Raw genomic sequence first — 18017 nt, forward strand, 5'->3', positions numbered from 1 at the left:
CTCTGGTCCTTCCGGAAGTCCCGCGCAGGCGGGGGCCGTTCACCGCGCCCCGTGCGGCTGTCAGCGAGTCGTCAGGATGACATTCTCGCTTCCGGATGGTTGATTCGCGTATAGGGAGAATGTAGTTTCCGCTCCATTGGAGCAAGCCGCCCATCCATGCGAGGAGAACAGGATGCGGTTCCAGGACAAGGTGGCGATCGTCACCGGAGCGGGACAGGGAATCGGCGAGGACTACGCCCGGGCGCTCGCCGCCGAGGGAGCACGGGTCGTGGTCGCGGACATCAACGAGGAGCAGGGACAGCGGGTCGCCAAGGACATCGACTCCGCGCTCTTCGTCAAGGTCGACGTCGGAGACCCCGCCTCGGCCGACGCGCTGGCCGCCGCCACCGTCGCCGAGTTCGGCCGCATCGACTACCTGATCAACAACGCCGCGATCTACCACAGCATGCGGCGCGAGGGCCTCACCACCGTCGACCTCGACTACCTCAACCGCTTCATCCAGGTGAACCTGATGGGCGCCCTCTACGTCACCCGGGCCGTCGTCCCGCACCTGACCGAGGGCAGCGCGATCGTCAACCAGTCCTCCGCCGCCGCCTACATGGCCAGCGGCTACTACGGCCTGGCCAAGATCGGCATCAACCACCTCACCGCGTCCCTCGCCGCCGAACTCGGCGGCCGGGGCATCCGCGTCAACGGCATCGCCCCCGGCCCCACCGACACCGAGGCCACGGCCACCGTCGTACCGGTCGAGTTCCAGGAGCGGATGACCCAGGCCCTGGCCATCAAACGGATGGGCACCCCCGGCGACCTCACCCCCACCGTGCTGTTCCTGCTCTCCGACGACGCCGGCTGGCTGACCGGCCAGACCATCAGCGTCGACGGCGGACAGGTGGTACGGCTGTGACCCGCATGCTCATCAACGGCCAACTCGTCGACGCGGAACGGACGTTCCCCTCCCTCAACCCCGCCACCGGCGAGGTCTACGGCCACGCCCCCGACGCCACCGTCGCGCAGGCCGAGGCCGCCGTAGCAGCGGCGCGGACCGCCTTCGACACCACCGCCTGGTCGACGGACGTACAACTGCGCATCCGCTGTCTCGACCAGCTGCACCAGGCGCTCACCGACCACGTCGAGGAACTGCGCGAGCTGACCATCGCCGAGGTCGGCGCACCCCGCGTGCTCACCTACGGCCCCCAGCTCGACGACCCCGTCAAGCTGGTGCGCTTCTACGCGGACCTGTTGCGCAAGTACCCGCTGACCGAGGAACTCGGCGAGGTCGAGATCCGGGGCCAGCGCCACCGCCGCTGGGTCGAGAAGGAGGCCGCCGGGGTCGTCACCGCGATCATCGCCTACAACTACCCGAACCAACTGGCCCTCGCCAAGCTCGCGCCCGCGCTCGCGGCCGGCTGCACGGTCGTCCTCAAGGGCGCCCCCGACACCCCGCTGACCACCCTGTTCCTCGGCCAACTCATCGCGGAGCACACGGACTTCCCGCCCGGCGTGGTCAACGTCCTCACGTCCTCCGGCGCCGACGTCGGCGAAGCCCTCACCACGCACCCCGACGTCGACATGATCACCTTCACCGGTTCCACGGCGACCGGCCGCCGGATCATGGAGGCCGCGAGCCGCACGGTGAAGAAGGTCTTCCTCGAACTCGGCGGCAAGTCCGCCATGATCGTCCTCGACGACGCGGACTTCGCCACTGCCGCGATGTTCGCGGCCGGCACCATCTGCTCCCACTCCGGGCAGGGTTGCGCGCTCACCTCACGGCTGCTCGTACCCCGGGAGCACCACGACGAGATCGTCGAAAAGGTGGCCGCAGGCCTGGGCCGGATCCCGCTCGGCGACCCCGCCGACCCCAAGACCTTCGCGGGCCCGCTCATCAGCGAACGCCAGCGCGACAAGGTCGACGGCATGGTCGAGAGGGCCGTAGCAGCCGGTGCGAACCTCGTTACCGGCGGCGAGAAGATCGATCCCGGCTTCTTCTACAGGCCGACCCTCCTCAGCAATGTCGACCCGGACAGCGAGATCGCCCAGGACGAGGTCTTCGGCCCGGTGCTCGTGGTGATTCCGTACGACGACGATGACGACGCCGTCCGCATCGCCAACAACTCCGTCTTCGGCCTCTCCGGCGGCATCCAGAGCGCCGACGACGAGCGGGCCATCGCCCTCGCCCGCCGGATCCGCACCGGCACCTTCAGCATCAACGGCGGCAACTACTTCGCGGCGGACGTGCCGTTCGGCGGCTACAAGCAGTCGGGCATCGGCCGGGAGAGCGGTGTGCCCGGCCTGGAGGAGTTCCTGGAGTACAAGTCCTTCGCGGTCGTGGTCCGGTCATGATGCCGCTCGAAGGCATCCGCGTCCTCGAAGTCGCCATGTACGGCTTCGTCCCCTCGGCGGGAGCCGTCCTCTCCGACTGGGGAGCGGACGTCATCAAGGTCGAGCACGCCGTTACCGGCGACCCGCAGCGCGGTCTGCGGCAGACCGGAACGATGCGTGTCGAGGGCGACCCCAACCCCAACGTCGAGCACGCCAACCGCGGCAAGCGCAGCCTCGGCCTCGACATCTCCCGCCCCGAGGGAAAGGAGGTTCTCCACGACCTCGCCCGGCGCGCGGACGTGTTCCTGACCAGCTTCCTTCCCGGTCACCGGGAGCGGTTCGGCATCGACGTCGACGACATCCGTAGCGTCAATCCCCACATCATCTACGCCCGAGGCAGCGCGTTCGGACCGCGCGGACCGGAAGCGGGGAAGGGTGGCTACGACATGACGGCGTTCTGGGCCCGCGCCGGTACCGCCGCGAGCATCACCCCCGCCGGCACCGACGGCATCATCAACCCGCCGTCCCCGGCCTACGGCGACACCATCTCCGGCACCAACCTCGCCGGCGGCATCGCCGCCGCGCTCCTCAAACGCGAGCGCACCGGCGAACCGTCGGTCGTGGACGTCTCCCTGCTCGGCAGCGGACTGTGGGCGATGGGCCACGCCACCGCGCTCTCCCTGCACCTCGGCAAGCCCTGGATCCCGCCGCCCGTCGGTACCCACGGCTCCGTCGCCAACCCCCTCTCCGGGCTGTACGAGACCTCCGACGGTCACCATCTGGCGTTCGTCATGATGCAGCCCGGCAAGTTCTGGGCCGATGTGTGCCGGCACATCGACCGCCCCGAACTCGCCGACGACGCCCGCTTCGCCACGACCGAGCACCTGGTGGCCAACACGGCGGAGGCCGTCAAGATCCTGCGCGAGGTCCTCGCCACCCGCACCCTCGCGGAGTGGAGCAGGCGCTTCACCACCCTGGCCGGGCCGTGGGCCCCGGTGCAGGACTCCCTGCAAGTGGGCGACGACCCGCAGATCAGAGCGAACGAGTACCTGCTTCAGGCAGGAGAGCTCGAACTGGTCGCCAGCCCCGTGCAGTTCGACACGCACGCCCCACAACTCGGGCCCGCACCCGAGTTCGCCGCCCAGACCGAGGAGATCCTCCTCGAACTGGGCCTGGACTGGGACCGCATCATCGCGCTCAAGGCGGCGGGCGCGGTCACCTGATCACCCGACAGCGGGACTCATTCTCAACGAGGAGAACCGATGAGACGCTTGCTCATCCCCGCGCTGGTCCTGGCCCTCGCGGCCGCGGCCGGATGTTCCGGCCGCACCAAGTCGGCGGACACCACCAGCCCTTCCACCACCGGAGCCGCCGACACCGCGATCGCCGACTTCGGCACGCTGAAGTCCGTGTGCGGCAAGGGCACCGCCAAGACCGTCACCGGCCAGGGCATCACCGCCACCGACGTCAAGGTCGGCGTCTTCACCGACGTCGGATTCACCAAGAACCCGGAGTTCGAGAACGCGGCGAAGGTCTTCACCTCCTGGTGCAACGCCGCCGGCGGCATCAACGGACGCACGATCACACCCGTGACGCACGACGCCCAGCTCATGCAGGTCAACCAGCAGATGATCGAGGCCTGCCGCACCGACTTCTTCGAGGTCGGCGGCGGCGCCGCCCTCGACGGCCTGGGCGCCAAGACCCGCCTGAAGTGCCTGCTCCCCGAGTTCCCGGCACAGGTCACCTCCGAGGTCGGCGCCGACCTCCAGGTGCTGACGCAGGGTGCCTCGTCCGGGTACGCGCTCTACGCCGGATACTTCTCCTGGCTGTTGAAGGAGGCGTACCCGTCGTCGGCGAGCGGCGTCGGCATCATCACCGGAGACGTGCCCGCCATCAAGGTCATCGCGGCCCAGGACAAGGAAGTCCTCACCGCGATGGGCGGCAAGGTCACCTACTCCGACCTCTACCCCGCGCAGGGCGTGTCCGACTGGACGCCGTACGCCCAGTCCATCAAGACGAAGAAGGTCAAGGGACTCGTCTTCCTGGGCGACCTCACCCAGCTGGCGAAGCTGGAGCAGGCGCTCACCAACATCGACTACAAGCTCGACTGGATCGACGCCAACAACAACGCCTACGGCCCCGCGTTCCTCAAGCTGGCCGACACCGCGCTGACCTCCCAGACCAACTTCGCGAGCATCGACGGGACTTACCCGCTGGAGAAGGCGGACGGCAACCCGGCGACCAAGGAGATGGTCGCCCTGTTCAAGAAGTACGCGCCCGACGCGCAGATCACGCTGCCCGCCGTGCACGCCTTCTCCACCTGGCTGCTGTTCGCCACCTCGGCCCGCAACTGCGCCGAACTGACCCGCAGTTGTGTCCTGGCGAACGCCAAGAAGCAGACCGCGTGGACCGGGGGAGGGCTCCAGGCCCCGGTGAACCTGTCGTCTCCCGACGAGCCCGTGAAGTGCTTCAACGTCGAGAAGGCCACCACCAGCGGCTGGGTGCCCGCCGACTTCAAGCCGACCGACGGCGCCTACCGCTGCGACGCGGCCGTCTACAAGTACAAGGGCGACTACGGCAAGCCGCCGACGCTGGCGGACGTCGGCAAGTCGCTCGCCGACCTCAAGTAGCCACGCCACATCCCCCGTTCACCGCCGGCAGGAAGGAAGGGCCGTGAAGGTACGAGTCGACCCGGAGCGCTGTCAGGGCCACACGCTCTGCGCGATGCGCGCTCCGGACACCTTCGAACTCAGCGAGATCGACGGGCACTCCTCGGTCGTCGAGGAAGAGGTCCCCGCCGACCAGGAGGCGGCCGTCCGTGAGGCGGTCCTGTCCTGTCCGGAGCGGGCGATCTCCCTCATCTCCTGACCCCCACCTCAGCCACCGAGCAGGAGAGGACTCCGCATGACCACGGAAGACGCGGCCGTCGACGACGACGGTGGCCGCAAGCACCCTCAGGTGCACTTCGACCGGCACACACCCGACTACCGCGAACGGTTCGAGGACATCACCCACGAACTGCACGGGCGGTGCCCGGTCGCCTGGACGGAGACCCACGGCGGCCACTGGGTCGCCAGCGGCAACCGTGAGGTGTTCGAACTCGCCCGGTCCGCCGAGTTCCTCTCCAACGACCATGACGTGAAGGGGGAGCGGCGCGGCTACAAGGGCATCTCCATCCCGCCGCCGCCCCGTGCCCGCGAGGCCCAGGGCGGGTTCCTGGAGATGGACCCGCCGGACCAGCGGTACTACCGGCAGACCCTCAACCCGTATCTGTCGCCGGCCGCCATCCAGCGCTGGATCCCGTTCGTCGACGAGGTCGTGCGCGCCAGTGTCGACGAGAAGATCGAGTCGGGCCGTATCGACTTCGTCGACGACCTCGCCAACATCGTCCCGGCCGTGCTCACCCTGGCGATGATGGGCATCCCGCTGGAGCACTGGACCATCTACAACGAACCGGCCCACGCCTCCGTCTACACACCTCCCAACTCGCCCGACATGCCAAGGGTGTTGGACCTCAGCCGCAAGATGGGCATGGACCTCATGGCCCAGCTCGCGGAGATCCGGCAGAAGCCCCGGCCGGGCCTGGTCGACGCGCTGGTCCGCGCCGACCTCAACGGCCGCAACCCCGACGACCGCGAACTCCTCGGTGTGTGTGCCCTGTTGATCGGCGGCGGCTTCGACACCACGACCGCGCTCACCGCCCACTCCCTCGAATGGCTCTCCCAACACCCAGAGGAGCGAGCCCGGTTGAGCCGCGAGCGCAAGACCCTGCTGGACTCCGCGACCGAGGAGTTCCTGCGCTTCTACACCCCGGCACCCGGCGACGGCCGCACCATCACCGCCGACTGCGAGATCGCCGGCACCGAGTTCAAGGAGGGCGAACGCCTCTGGCTCTCCTGGGCGATGGCCAACCGCGACCCGTCGGTCTTCCCGGACCCGGACACGATCGACATGGAACGCAAGGGCAACCGGCACAGCAGCTTCGGCCTCGGCATCCACCGCTGCATCGGCTCCAACGTGGCCCGCACGGTGTTCAAGCGGATGGTGACGGCCGTACTCGACCGGATGCCCGACTACGAGTGCGACCCCGAAGGCGCCGTCCACTACGAGACCATCGGCGTCATCCAGGGCATGCGCCACCTCCCGGCCACCTTCACCCCGGGCGAGCGCCTCGGCGCCGGACTCGACGAGACCCTCGCCGCACTGCAGAAGGTGTGCGACGAGCAGCGCCTCGCTGAACCGGTCACCGTCCGCAAGTCCACGGCACGGATCAGCACATGACGGACCATCAGCGTCCCGGCCCGGTGGTCACGGAGGAGAACGAGTTCTTCTGGACCTCCGGCGCGGACGGCCGGCTGCGGGTGGCGGAGTGCGGATCCTGCGCGGCCCTCATCCATCCGCCGCAGCCGGTCTGCCGGTACTGCCACGGGCACGACATGGGCGTCCGGGCCGTCTCCGGCCACGCGACGCTGATCGGCTTCACCGTCAACCACCGCTTCGCCCTGCCCGGCCTGCCCGCGCCCTACGTCGTGGCCCAGGTCGCCCTGGAGGAGGACCCCAGGGTCCGGCTCACCACCAACGCCGTCCAATGCACCCCGGACGAGCTGGAGTTGGGCATGCGGATGGAGGTCGTCTTCGAACAGGTCGAGGACGCCTGGCTGCCCCTGTTCCGCCCGGCACGCGAACGCCCGGCGACGGACCCGCTGCCGTTCGCCGAGGTCGACACCCGCCAACTCGCCCGCCGGGTAAGGCCGATGCTGACGACGGACAAGTTCGAGGACAAGGTCGCGATCACCGGCATCGGCATGTCGGAGATCGGCCGCCGCCTGTTGGTCCCACCGGTGTCCCTGACGATCCGGGCCTGCGAACGCGCGATCGCCGACGCCGGCCTCACCGTGGCCGACATCGACGGCCTGGCGACCTACCCGGGCGCCGGTGCCGCGTACGGTGGCTTCGGCGAAGGAGGGGTCACCGCCCTGGAGTCCACCCTCGGCCTGGAACCGACCTGGTACAACGGCGGCAGTGAGACCTTCGGCCCCTGCGGCTCCCTCATCTCCGCGATGCTCGCCGTCGCGGGCGGGATGGCCCGCCATGTGCTGTGCTTCCGCACGGTCTGGGAGGCGTCCTACGGCGATCTGATACGCCGCGGCAGGATCCCGCAGGACCCGCCGCGCAAGGTCGACGGCTGGATGAAACCGTTCGGAGCGATCTCGGCCGCCCACACCCTCGCCCAGAACGCCCAACGCCACTTCCACCGCTACGGCACCACCCGCGAGACCCTCGGCTGGATCGCCCTCAACCAGCGGGCCAACGCGGCGCTCAACCCCACAGCGGTCTACCGCGACCCGCTCACCATGGACGACTATCTCAACGCCCGCCCCATCACCACCCCGTTCGGCCTCTACGACTGCGACGTCCCCTGTGACGGAGCGGTCGCCGTGATCGTGTCGGCCGTCGACGCGGCCCGGGATCTCGCCCAGCCACCCGTCTTCGTCGAGGCGGTCGGCACCCAGATCCTGGAACGGCTCGAATGGGACCAGAGCACTCTCACCCACGAACCCCAAGTCCTCGGCCAGTCCGCCCACTTGTGGTCACGTACGTCACTGCGCCCCGAGGACGTCGACGTGGCCGAGCTGTACGACGGCTTCACCTTCAACTGCCTCTCCTGGCTGGAGGGGTTGGGGTTCTGCGGCATCGGCGAGGCCAAGGACTTCCTGGACGGAGGCAAGAACATCGCACGGGACGGCGTACTACCACTGAACACCCACGGCGGACAGCTCTCCCACGGCCGCACCCACGGCATGGGACTGGTCCACGAGGCCATCACCCAACTGCGCGGCGCGGCCGGGCCACGGCAGGTGGCCGGTGCGCGGGTGGCGGTGGCGAGCAGCGGCGGTCTCACCCCGAGCGGCGTGATCCTCTTCCGGGCGGACGGATGAACTCCCGTACCACGAACGTCGTTTCGCGCGTCGTGGACGTCGACGGCATCCCCATGTCGGCGCTGCTGAGCGAGGTCCGCGATCCGCGCGCGGTCGTCGTCGCGCTGCACGGGGGAGCCGTGACGTCGAGCTACTTCGACTACCCGGACCAGCCCCGCCTGTCCCTCCTGCGCACCGCGGCGGCACTGGACTACACCGTGGTGGCCATCGACCGTCCGGGATACGGCAGTTCGGCTCCGTACGGCGAGGGCATGGCGTCCCCCGCACGACGTGTCGACCTCGCCTACGGAGCGGTGGACCGGCTGCTCGCCGCACGTCTGCGCGGAGCGGGACTGTTCCTGTGGGCGCACTCGATCGGCTGCGACCTGGGCGTGCGCATGGCGGGCGACGAACGGCGGAACGACGTTCTCGGCCTGGAGATCGCCGGTACCGGACGCCACCACGCTCCCGGCGCCGTCGAGATCCTCGACTTCCGACAGCGTGACCCGGCCGTGCCGAGACGGTCCGGCCCCGGCCTGCGCGACCTGCTGTGGGAACCGTCGCGCCTGTATCCGGACGAGGTCGTCGGCGCCGCCCGTATCCAGTCACCGGGTCCGTCCTACGAAGCCGCCGTCGCCCGCCGCTGGCCACTGGAGTTCGCCGAAGTCGCGGCCCGCGTACGGATTCCCGTCCACTACACGCTCGGTGACCACGAACGCGTGTGGAGTTCCGGCCCCGAGGCCATGGCCGACATCGCGAGCCTGTTCACCGCCGCCCCGAGGGTGGTCACCGACGAACAGGCCGACGGCGGCCACAACTTGAGCATCGGATACACCGCGACCGGGTACCACCTGAAGATCCTCTCGTTTGTCGAGGACTGCGTTCTCGGATATGAGAACGGCGGGATCGACCATCTGCCTAGGAGGGTCGGATGAGTGACGCCGATGTCGCGGTACTGCTGCTCGTACGAGTGGTCGTAGGAGTGGTCATGATCATGCACGGGCTGAACCACTGGCGCGGCGGCGGCCGTATCGAGGGCACCGCCCGCTGGTTCACCGGACTCGGCCTCAGACAGGGGGTGTTGCAGGCGTGGATGAGCGTGCTCACCGAGGTCGGCGCGGGCATCCTGCTGATCCTCGGTCTCCTCACCCCGCTGGCCTGCGCGGCCGTGATCTCGGTGATGCTGGTCGCGGGACTCCTCGCCCACCGGCCCAACGGCTTCTTCGTCTTCAAGGACGGCTACGAGTACGTCCTCACGCTCGCCGTCGTGGCCCTGGCACTCGCGGTACTGGGCCCCGGCCGCTGGTCCGTCGACAACGCCGCCGGCATCGACCTGACCGGCTGGACCGGCGGCGGAATCGCCCTGGGTGCGGCCGTGGTGGCGACCGGGGGACTGCTGGGCACGTTCTGGCGACCGGAGCCGAAAGCGGAGGCCGCGCCCACCACGGAGCCCGCGTCCACCACGAACGCTGAGCCCACCATGGACGCTGAGCGGAAGACGGACGCTGAGCCGAAGACGGCGGTCGAGCCCCAGCCGGACACCGGGCCCCGGACGGAGATCGGGCCCCAGCCGGCCACCGAACCCCTGAGCGTCGCCGGGCCGGAGTCCGAGAACATCCCCGAGTCGGTCGACCAGGAGGCCCGCTGATGCGCGTCGGATTCATCGGGCTGGGCAATCAGGGCGCGCCCATGGCACGCCGGATCGTCGAAGCGGGCTTCGTCACGACGCTCTGGGCGCGCCGCCCGGCCACGCTCGCCGCGTTCGCGGACACGCCGGCGCGGCGGGCCGCGTCCCCCGTCGAACTGGCCGCCGCCAGCGACCTGGTGTGCGTCTGTGTCGTCGACGACGCCGATGTCGAACAGGTCGTCACGGGCGAGCAGGGTGTGCTGACCGGTCTGCGCCGGGGCGGGGTGATCGCCGTGCACAGCACCGTCCACCCGGACACCTGCCGACGGCTCGCCGAACGGGCCCAGGTGCACGGCGTGTCGGTGGTCGACGCGCCCGTCAGCGGTGGCGGAAAGGCGGCGGCCGAGGGCCGACTGTTGGTGATGGCGGGCGGCGAGTCCGGCACCGTCGCCTACTGCCGCAAGGTGTTCGAGACGTTCGGTGATCCCGTCGTGCACATGGGCCCGCTGGGCTCGGGACAGATCGCCAAACTCCTCAACAACCTGTTGTTCACCGCCAACTTGGCGACCGCGGCCGACACGCTCGCTCTGGCACCGGGGTTCGGCATCGACCGCGGCGCACTCGCCGAAGTCGTCCTCCACGGCAGCGGATCGAGTTTCGCGCTGGACCGGGTGAAGTCCGCGGGCGGCACGCTCGACCGGCTCGCGGAGCGCGCCGGACCGCTGCTCCGCAAGGACGTCAGGCTGCTGGCCGACCTCGCCGAAGCGGCGGGCGCCGAGACCGGCACCGTACTGGCGGCGGCCGACGCGGCCCTCGACCACATGGGCCAAGGTCGCCGGACGGCACCCGCAACTCCCTCTCCATGAAGTGAAAACGAGCTTCTCGCCATAGGAGAAGATTGATATCGTCGCTCGTCGTCAGACTGGTGACGGAAGGGAACCGTGCACACCGTGAAGGACTTCGAGGCGATCGACTTCTTCCAGGACGACGAGGTCGTCGCGGACCCCTATCCCTACTTGGCGGCCCTGCGCGGGAAGTGCCCGGTGCAGCGCGAGAGCCACCACGACGTGACGATGGTGACGGGGTACGACGAGGCGATACAGGTCCTCAACGACTCCGACACGTTCTCGTCCTGTCTGTCGGTGACCGGACCCTTCCCCGGGTTCCCGGTCCCACTCGAAGGCGACGCCGACGTGAGTGCGCTGATCGAGCAGTACCGCGACCAGCTCCCGATGAGCGACCAACTGCCCACACTGGACCCGCCGATGCACACGGACCACCGCGGACTGCTGATGCGGCTGATCACCCCGCGCCGCCTCAAGGAGAACGAGGCGTCGATGTGGCACCTCGCCGACGCGCAGCTGGACGCGTATCTCGCCGCCGGCGAGGGCGACTTCATCAGCGGGTTCGCCGGTCCCTTCACCCTGAGGGTCATCGCCGATCTGCTCGGTGTGCCCGACGAGGACCGCAACGCGTTCGTGGAGGGCCTCGAACACCGGCCGCAGGCCGGCATCGGCAGCACGGACGGCAAGGTGTCGTACTCGCCGCTGGAGTACCTGTACGGGCAGTTCTCGGCCTATGTCGAGGAGCGCCGCCGCGAACCCCGCGAGGACGTGATCACGGGCCTCGCCACCGCGAAGTTCGCCGACGGCTCGACCCCCGACGTCGCCGACGTGGCCCGCGTCGCCACCAACCTCTTCGCGGCCGGCCAGGAGACCACCGTCCGGCTGCTCAGCAACGCCCTCAAGCTGATCGCCGAAGACCCGGATCTGCAGAGCCTGTTGCGCACCGAGCGCGACCGCATCCCCAACTTCATCGAGGAGACGCTGCGCACGGAGAGCCCCATCAAGGGCGACTTCCGGCTCTCCCGCGTCCCGTCCACGGTGGGCGGCGTCGACATCCCCGCCGGCACCACCCTCATGGTCCTCAACGGCGCCGCGAACCGCGACCCGCGCCACTTCGAGGACCCCGAGACCTTCGACCCGGCCCGCGCCAACGCCCGCCACCACCTCGCCTTCGGCCGCGGCCCCCACACCTGCCCCGGCGCCCCGCTGGCCCGCGCCGAGGCCCGGGTGGGCATCGAGCGCATGCTGGACCGTACGACGGACATCAGGATCTCGGAAAGCGTGCACGGCCCCGCCGACGCACGGAACTTCCGTTACCTGCCGACGTACATCCTGCGTGGACTCACCCATCTGAACCTGGAGTTCACGCTCGCCGAGGAGTCCGCCCGATGAAAGCCGTCGTCGACACCGACCGTTGCCGGGGTCACGGGATCTGCTGGTCGATCTGCCCCGAGGTGTTCGACCTGACCGACGACGGCTACGCCGAGGTGCTGACCCCCGAAGTCCCCGCCGCGTACGAGGAACAGGTCCGCACGGCCGCCGGCAGCTGCCCCGAGCGTGCGATCACAGTGAACTAGCCCGCTGTCGAGGTGAGTTGAGGAGAACACATGCCCAAGGGGTACGTCATCCTGACCGAGTCCGTCAAGGACCCGGCCGGGATGGACGCCTACAGCCGGGCGGCCGGCCCGTCGATGGCCCAGGGCGGCGCCTCCGTCCTCGCCGCCGACGGACAGCCGCACCTCCTCGAAGGCGAGTGGCACGGCGACCGTACCGTCGTCCTCGAATTCGAGTCGGTGGAAGCCGCGCGCAGGTGGTACGAGTCGGAGGCCTACGCGCGCGCGAAGCCCCTGCGACAGGCCGCGGCCGACACCAACGCGGTGATCGTCGCCGGCTTCGAGATGCCGCCCCGGGGCGAGTGAGACGGAGCTGTCCTGCGGGCTGCCACAGCCGGTCCGACGTCGCGGAACTCGTTCTGCTGGCCGAGGAGTTGGGCTACTCCCGGGCGTGGATCCACGACTCCGCGCCCCTGGGGGAGGACCCTTCGACACCTCGCGCCGGCCGCCCGCGCGACCACCCGCGTCGGACTCGGCATCTCCGTCCTTGTCCCTGACCAACGCTCAGTGACGGCGGCGGCGTCCGGCATCGCCACGATCGACCCCTTCTCCGGCGGACGCCTCCGCGCCTGCTTCGGCACGGGATTCACCGCTCGGGTCGCCGTCGGCCAACGCCCCTGAAAATCACGGCACTTGCGGACTGCATCACGACGCCGCACGGCCTTTTCGCCGGCGATACCGGCGCCGTCGACGGCAACCCGGTCCACATGCTGCACACGGCCGACCGCGCGGCACCCCGCCCCCTCGAAGTGCCCCTGTGGCCTCGAAGCGCCGCAGCCGGAAGAGCGCCACCACCTCGTGGCTTTCGAGGGCCATGTCACCGAACTGCCCAGACGAGACCGCGAACTCACGCCCTCGGGCCCCGACGTGCCCCGCGAGTTGCGTGCCTTCGCCACCGCGCACCGGGAGACGGCACACCAGACGTGCAATCGATCAACAATGGCTGGAAGGGTCGCTCAACCGCCGCGGCAACCGTAATGTCACATCCGTGTTGCCGAGGTGGAAAGGGTGCTCGATGACGACGACCCGACACGAGGAGGTCCTTGTCGCCGCGCTGGCGGTGTTCGCCGAGTACGGCTACAAGAAGGCATCCATCGACGCTGTGGCCGAGCGCGCCGGCCTGACCAGACAAGGCGTGCTGCATTACTTCCCGAGCAAGAAGCGGCTGCTCCTCGCCCTCGTCCGGCTTCGCGAGGACCTCGCCCGCGAACACCTGGCAGCCCTCCACCCGGACTCCGGCAAGGACCTGCCCGGGCAGCTCGCCGAGGTCATCGCCTACGACCACAAGAACCCCGGTCTCGCCCAGATCCACAGTGTTCTCGTGGCCGAGGGCGTCACCGGCAGCGACGAGGCACAGCGGTTCTGCCACGACTACTACCGGTCGGTCCAGGAGCAGACCGCCGAGCAGCTGACCGCGCTCTACGGCGACCACGTGCCCAGCGGCCTGACTCCCCGGGCCGCCGCCACCGCCGTGGTCGCGATGCTCGAAGGGGTCCAGCAGCAGTGGATGCTCGACGAGGAGCAGACCGACTACCCCGAGATCATCCGCGATGTCATGGGCGTGCTGCTCGGGCCCACGCCTGTATGAAATCGGCCATGGCCGTCACGCTCTCCGGATGCAGACTCACCGCGTCCGGCCGTACCCGGAGATCCACCGTGACCCCGGAACGGGCCGCGCGTGCGGCGAACGACAGCGAGTCGTCCAGCAGCGGATCCGTACCGGCGACCAGGAGTTGGATCGGCGGCAGCCCGTGCAGGTTGGCGTGCAGCGGGCTCAACAGCGGGTTGGTGCGATCGGCTCCGGCCGCGAACCGGGCCGCGTGCAACCGGAGTTCGTCGATGTCGAAGCCCGGATCGGCCGCCGCGTTGAGCAGCAGACTCGGCGCGTCCAACGTCAGGTCGAGCAGCGCCGAACTCAGCACCGCGCAGTCCGGTTCCCGCGCCCCCATGTCCCGCAGCCGCACCAGCAGCGAGGCCGCGAGCCCCGCCCCCAGTCGCTCACCGGCCAGCGCGACCGGACCACGGGCCTGGCACGAGTTGTACACGGCATGCACGTCGTCGAGCGCCCCGGGGAACGACGACCGGTAGCGCGGGCACACCACCACGGCCCCCGTCCGCAGCGCGAGCCGCTCGGCCAGGTCCACCGCCGACTCCGGCGAACCCGACAACTGCCGGTCCCCGTGCAGATACAGGATGACGAGATCGCTCGCGTCCGGCGGCCGTACGATCGGCCCGATCGGACTCGACTCGACCCGCACCCGCCCGTCGCCGGCCGCCGCACGGTCCGTGCGCGCTCTTACGTCGGCCAGGTCGGCGCCCGCTCCGGTCGTCCCCACTCGCGTGTCACCCACGGGACATCACCCTCTCCGCTGCCTGCCAGTGCTCGTCGGACACCCAGAGGCGGGCGAAGGCCCGGGCCGCCTCCTCCTCCGGGACGGCTCCGCTCATCACGTGCTTGATCTCCCGCGCCGGATTGGTCGCGAGGGATCTGGCCAGGGTGCGCCAGCCCTCGGCGAACTCGGCGCGCGGCAGCACCAGTTCGAGCAGTCCGACACGTTGGGCCTCGGCCGCGTCGAGGACCGTCCCGGCACCGGCGAGCATCAACGCCCGACCCTTGCCGACGAGTTGGGCGAGCCGCTCGGCGCCGCCCCACGCCGGCATGATGGCCAGGGCGACTTGGTTGAAGCCGATCCTGATGTCGTCGGCGGCGACGCGGATGTCGGCGGCCACCGCGACCTCGGCGCCGCCGCCGAACGCGTGCCCGTTCAACGCGGCGATCACCGGTCCGGGGAAGGCGGCGATGCGATCGCAGATCCCCCTCATCCGCAGGGCCATGGCCATCGCGTCCTCCTCGGTCCGGATCGCACTCAACTGCTTCAGGTCTCCGCCCGAGACGAACGCCCGGTCACCGGCACCCGTGATGACCAGGGCCTTGGCGCCCTGGGCCGCGTCGAGCACCTTGTCGAGTTCGTCCATCGTGGTCGGGGCGATGGCGTTGCGGGCCTGTGGGCGGTCGATCGTGACGACCGCCAGGCCCCCGTCGAGTTCGAGATCTACGTCCATGGCCTCAGTCCTCGCCTCAGTCTTCGTAGACGACAGTGACGTGCGGGGTGGTCGGCTCGCCCTGGCAGGTGAGGACCCAGCCCTCGGCGACCTCGTCCTCGTCGAGCGCGTTGTTGACGCGCATCTTGGCCTCGCCCTCGGTGACGTGGGCGATGCAGGTGGCGCAGTTGCCCGCCTCGCAGGAGAACGGCGGGGCCAGACCCGCCCGACGCGCGCTCTCCAGAAACGTCTCGCCGGAGCGCTGCGCGAGCGTGTGCCGCTTGCCGGAGAGCACGAGAGTGACGGTGCCTTCCTGTTCGGGGGCCGCCTCGGGCGGCGGGGGATCGACAACCTGCGCGAACCGCTCCACGAAGATCCGCTCCGGGGCCACTCCCCGGGAGAGAAGCGCGTTCTCCACCAAATCCATGAAGGGCGCGGGCCCGCAGAGATAGAAATCCGCGTTCGTGTCGGCGCCCGTGAACTCCCGCACCTGGTCCGCGGTGACGAACCCCTGCCGGTCGTCGAGGTGGTGGCGGACCTCGAACCGGTCCGGGTACCGCTCGGCCAACTCGCCCAGCGCGGCAGCGAAGATGACGGCGCCCGCGTCCCGGTCGGCGGCCAGGACCCGCACCGGGCGACCGGTGCCGGCCAGCGCCGACTTGGCGAGCGAGAGGATCGGTGTGATCCCGCTGCCCCCGCAGAACGCCACCACCGGAGCGGCGGCTTCGGAGGCCCCGCCGCTCTCTCTCAGACAGAACACCCCTGCGGGCAGCGTGGTTTCGACGACATCGCCGGGCGCGAGGTGGTCGTGCATCCAGTTGGACACCAGGCCCCCCGGAACGCGCTTCACCGTCGTCATCAACTCGGCGTCCGTCTCCGGCGAACTGGACATGGAGTAACTGCGCAGCGTGCCACAGGCCTTGATCGTCACGAACTGGCCCGCCCGGTACCGGAAGGGCGCGTCGAGTACGTATGTCCGTGTGTCGGGCGTCTCCTGGATGATCCGTGTGATCCGCACCGGGTGGAACCCGTGGTCTCGTCCCATGTATGGAATTTACCTTCTCGCTCTGAGAGAGTGCAATTCTCAATGACGAGAGGGGTTCATGTCGTGCGAACGATCCCCGCTGAACTGGTCGACCGCTACGAGGCGGAGGGCTGGTGGACCAGGGAGACGATCGGTGACCTCCTGACGCGGGGCCTGGCGGCAGCCCCGGGGGCCGTGTTCCGGGTGCACTCGGCCGTACGGCCCTGGGAAGGCACCTTCGCCGAGGTCGAACTGACGGCCCGCCGGCTGGCCGCCGGACTGCGCGAGCGGGGTGTGGGCCCCGGTGACGTCGTAGCGCTCCAACTCCCCAACTGGATGGAGGCGGCGGCGGTCTTCTGGGCGTCGGCGTTCCTCGGCGCGGTCGTCGTGCCGATCGTCCACTTCTACGGCCGCAAGGAGGTCGGCTACATCCTGGAGACCGTCGAGCCCAAGGTCTTCGTCACCGCCGACCGGTTCGGACATCTCCACTACGACCCCGACCTGAGCGCGAAGATCCCCGTGGTCGGCGTCGTGGGCCGGGACTTCGACGACCTGCTCGCCGACGAACCGCTGCCCGGCGTCGTACCCACGGACCCGTCCGGACCCGCGCTGATCGCCTTCACCTCCGGAACGACCCGCGACCCCAAGGGAGTTGTGCACAGCCACCGCACCCTGGGCTTCGAGACCCGCCAACTGGCCGGCCGCTACCCGCCCGACCGCGGTCACCAGCTCACCTCCGCGCCCGTCGGCCACTTCATCGGCATGGTGAACGCCTTCCTGATCCCCGTCCTCGACGGCAGCCCGGTGAACCTCGCCGACACCTGGGACCCGGGCCTCGCCCTGGAGTTGATGGCCCGCGACGGACTCACCGTCGGCGGCGGCGCCGCGTACTACATGACGAGCCTCCTCGACCACCCCGACTTCACCCCCGCCCACCTCGCGCGCATGAAGTACGCGGGCCTCGGCGGCGCGGCCGTCCCCAACGCGGTGACCAGACGGCTCGCGGACCTCGGCATCACGGTCTTCCGGGCCTACGGCAGCACCGAGCACCCCTCGATCACCGCCTCGGCCCACACCGCGCCCGAGAACAAGCGCCTCTACACGGACGGAGACGCACTCGACGGGGTGGAGATCCGGCTGGCCGAGGACGGCGAGATCCTCAGCCGAGGCCCGGACCTGTGCCTCGGCTACACCGACCCCGCCCTCACCGAGCGGGCCTTCGACGCGGACGGCTGGTACCACACCGGCGACATCGGGGAGTTCGACCAGGACGGCTACCTCACCATCACCGACCGCAAGGCGGACATCATCATCCGTGGCGGCGAGAACATCGGCGCGCTGGAGGTGGAGGAGGTTCTCCTCGCCCTGCCGGCCGTCGCCGAGGCCGCGGTCGTGGCCGCACCGGACGCCCGTCTGGGCGAGCACGCGGCAGCCGTCGTGCGGCTCCGACCGGGCCACCCCGAACCCACTCTCGACGACCTGCGTGCCCACTTCGCGGCGGCGGGCCTGGCCCGCCAGAAGTGGCCGGAGGAACTGCACGTCGTCGCGGACTTCCCGCGCACCGCCAGCGGCAAGGTCCAGAAGTTCGTTCTCCGCAAGGATATTGCCGCCCATCAAGAGTGAGAATAG

General features: G+C 69.8%; 19 protein-coding genes. 16 read left to right on the forward strand and 3 right to left on the reverse strand.

What is annotated here, in order from left to right; translation table 11 throughout:
• Positions 1 to 172: 172 nt before the first annotated feature.
• From ACIQBL_RS27900 to ACIQBL_RS27970, 15 genes are all read left to right on the forward strand, one after another.
• Positions 173 to 904, forward strand: a complete 732-nt coding sequence (locus ACIQBL_RS27900) for an SDR family oxidoreductase (RefSeq protein WP_401945898.1) — start codon at positions 173 to 175, stop codon at positions 902 to 904.
• 5 nt (positions 905 to 909) lie between these two features.
• Positions 910 to 2340, forward strand: coding sequence for an aldehyde dehydrogenase family protein (locus tag ACIQBL_RS27905; protein WP_401946849.1), 1431 nt, complete (start codon positions 910 to 912; stop codon positions 2338 to 2340).
• Positions 2337 to 3542 carry a CaiB/BaiF CoA transferase family protein gene (locus tag ACIQBL_RS27910; RefSeq protein WP_401945899.1) on the forward strand — a complete coding sequence of 402 codons (1206 nt, stop codon included), beginning with the start codon at positions 2337 to 2339 and terminating at the stop codon, positions 3540 to 3542. The genes ACIQBL_RS27905 and ACIQBL_RS27910 overlap by 4 nt, the downstream gene beginning before the upstream one ends.
• A 39-nt stretch (positions 3543 to 3581) precedes the next feature.
• On the forward strand, positions 3582 to 4949 hold the full coding sequence (locus ACIQBL_RS27915; protein WP_401945901.1) for an ABC transporter substrate-binding protein: 1368 nt from the start codon (positions 3582 to 3584) through the stop codon (positions 4947 to 4949).
• A gap of 43 nt (positions 4950 to 4992) precedes the next feature.
• Positions 4993 to 5187, forward strand: a complete 195-nt coding sequence (locus tag ACIQBL_RS27920; protein ID WP_327406534.1) for a ferredoxin — start codon at positions 4993 to 4995, stop codon at positions 5185 to 5187.
• A gap of 36 nt (positions 5188 to 5223) precedes the next feature.
• The gene (locus tag ACIQBL_RS27925; RefSeq protein ID WP_401945903.1) at positions 5224 to 6600 is read left to right on the forward strand and encodes a cytochrome P450; all 1377 of its coding nucleotides are present in this window, start codon (positions 5224 to 5226) and stop codon (positions 6598 to 6600) included.
• A complete protein-coding gene (locus ACIQBL_RS27930) occupies positions 6597 to 8258 on the forward strand; it encodes a thiolase C-terminal domain-containing protein (protein WP_401945905.1) in 1662 nt (553 codons plus the stop codon). Before ACIQBL_RS27925 ends, ACIQBL_RS27930 begins: the two co-directional genes overlap by 4 nt.
• The gene (locus ACIQBL_RS27935; protein WP_401945907.1) at positions 8255 to 9172 is read left to right on the forward strand and encodes an alpha/beta fold hydrolase; all 918 of its coding nucleotides are present in this window, start codon (positions 8255 to 8257) and stop codon (positions 9170 to 9172) included. The genes ACIQBL_RS27930 and ACIQBL_RS27935 overlap by 4 nt, the downstream gene beginning before the upstream one ends.
• Positions 9169 to 9885 carry a DoxX family membrane protein gene (locus ACIQBL_RS27940; RefSeq protein WP_401945909.1) on the forward strand — a complete coding sequence of 239 codons (717 nt, stop codon included), beginning with the start codon at positions 9169 to 9171 and terminating at the stop codon, positions 9883 to 9885. The genes ACIQBL_RS27935 and ACIQBL_RS27940 overlap by 4 nt, the downstream gene beginning before the upstream one ends.
• Entirely contained in the window at positions 9885 to 10730 is an 846-nt protein-coding gene (locus ACIQBL_RS27945; RefSeq protein WP_401945910.1) for an NAD(P)-dependent oxidoreductase, read from the forward strand. Before ACIQBL_RS27940 ends, ACIQBL_RS27945 begins: the two co-directional genes overlap by 1 nt.
• 75 nt (positions 10731 to 10805) lie before the next feature.
• A complete protein-coding gene (locus tag ACIQBL_RS27950) occupies positions 10806 to 12101 on the forward strand; it encodes a cytochrome P450 (protein ID WP_401945912.1) in 1296 nt (431 codons plus the stop codon).
• Positions 12098 to 12286, forward strand: a complete 189-nt coding sequence (locus tag ACIQBL_RS27955; RefSeq protein ID WP_401945914.1) for a ferredoxin — start codon at positions 12098 to 12100, stop codon at positions 12284 to 12286. Before ACIQBL_RS27950 ends, ACIQBL_RS27955 begins: the two co-directional genes overlap by 4 nt.
• Positions 12287 to 12316: 30 nt before the next feature.
• Positions 12317 to 12628: a DUF1330 domain-containing protein gene (locus tag ACIQBL_RS27960; RefSeq protein WP_401945916.1), complete on the forward strand. Its 312-nt coding sequence runs from the start codon at positions 12317 to 12319 to the stop codon at positions 12626 to 12628.
• Between the two features lie 12 nt (positions 12629 to 12640).
• Complete coding sequence (locus ACIQBL_RS27965; protein WP_401946852.1) at positions 12641 to 12943, forward strand: LLM class flavin-dependent oxidoreductase; 303 nt, start codon at positions 12641 to 12643, stop codon at positions 12941 to 12943.
• A gap of 394 nt (positions 12944 to 13337) precedes the next feature.
• Positions 13338 to 13910, forward strand: a complete 573-nt coding sequence (locus ACIQBL_RS27970) for a TetR/AcrR family transcriptional regulator (protein ID WP_401945918.1) — start codon at positions 13338 to 13340, stop codon at positions 13908 to 13910.
• Here ACIQBL_RS27970 and ACIQBL_RS27975 read toward each other — a convergent pair.
• The 3 genes from ACIQBL_RS27975 to ACIQBL_RS27985 are packed head-to-tail and all read right to left on the reverse strand — an operon-like array spanning position 13876 to position 16409.
• Entirely contained in the window at positions 13876 to 14673 is a 798-nt protein-coding gene (locus ACIQBL_RS27975; protein WP_401945919.1) for an alpha/beta hydrolase fold domain-containing protein, read from the reverse strand. The two genes, ACIQBL_RS27970 and ACIQBL_RS27975, sit on opposite strands and share 35 nt — an antisense overlap.
• The gene (locus ACIQBL_RS27980) at positions 14666 to 15385 is read right to left on the reverse strand and encodes an enoyl-CoA hydratase/isomerase family protein (RefSeq protein WP_401945921.1); all 720 of its coding nucleotides are present in this window, start codon (positions 15383 to 15385) and stop codon (positions 14666 to 14668) included. The genes ACIQBL_RS27975 and ACIQBL_RS27980 overlap by 8 nt, the downstream gene beginning before the upstream one ends.
• A gap of 16 nt (positions 15386 to 15401) precedes the next feature.
• Positions 15402 to 16409 carry a 2Fe-2S iron-sulfur cluster-binding protein gene (locus ACIQBL_RS27985; RefSeq protein ID WP_401945923.1) on the reverse strand — a complete coding sequence of 336 codons (1008 nt, stop codon included), beginning with the start codon at positions 16407 to 16409 and terminating at the stop codon, positions 15402 to 15404.
• 63 nt (positions 16410 to 16472) lie between these two features.
• Between ACIQBL_RS27985 and ACIQBL_RS27990 the strand changes: the two genes are divergently transcribed.
• On the forward strand, positions 16473 to 18011 hold the full coding sequence (locus ACIQBL_RS27990) for an AMP-binding protein (protein ID WP_401945925.1): 1539 nt from the start codon (positions 16473 to 16475) through the stop codon (positions 18009 to 18011).
• Positions 18012 to 18017: the final 6 nt, after the last annotated feature.

The sequence above is a fragment of the Streptomyces sp. NPDC088350 genome, from assembly GCF_044753545.1.
GTDB lineage: Bacteria > Actinomycetota > Actinomycetes > Streptomycetales > Streptomycetaceae > Streptomyces.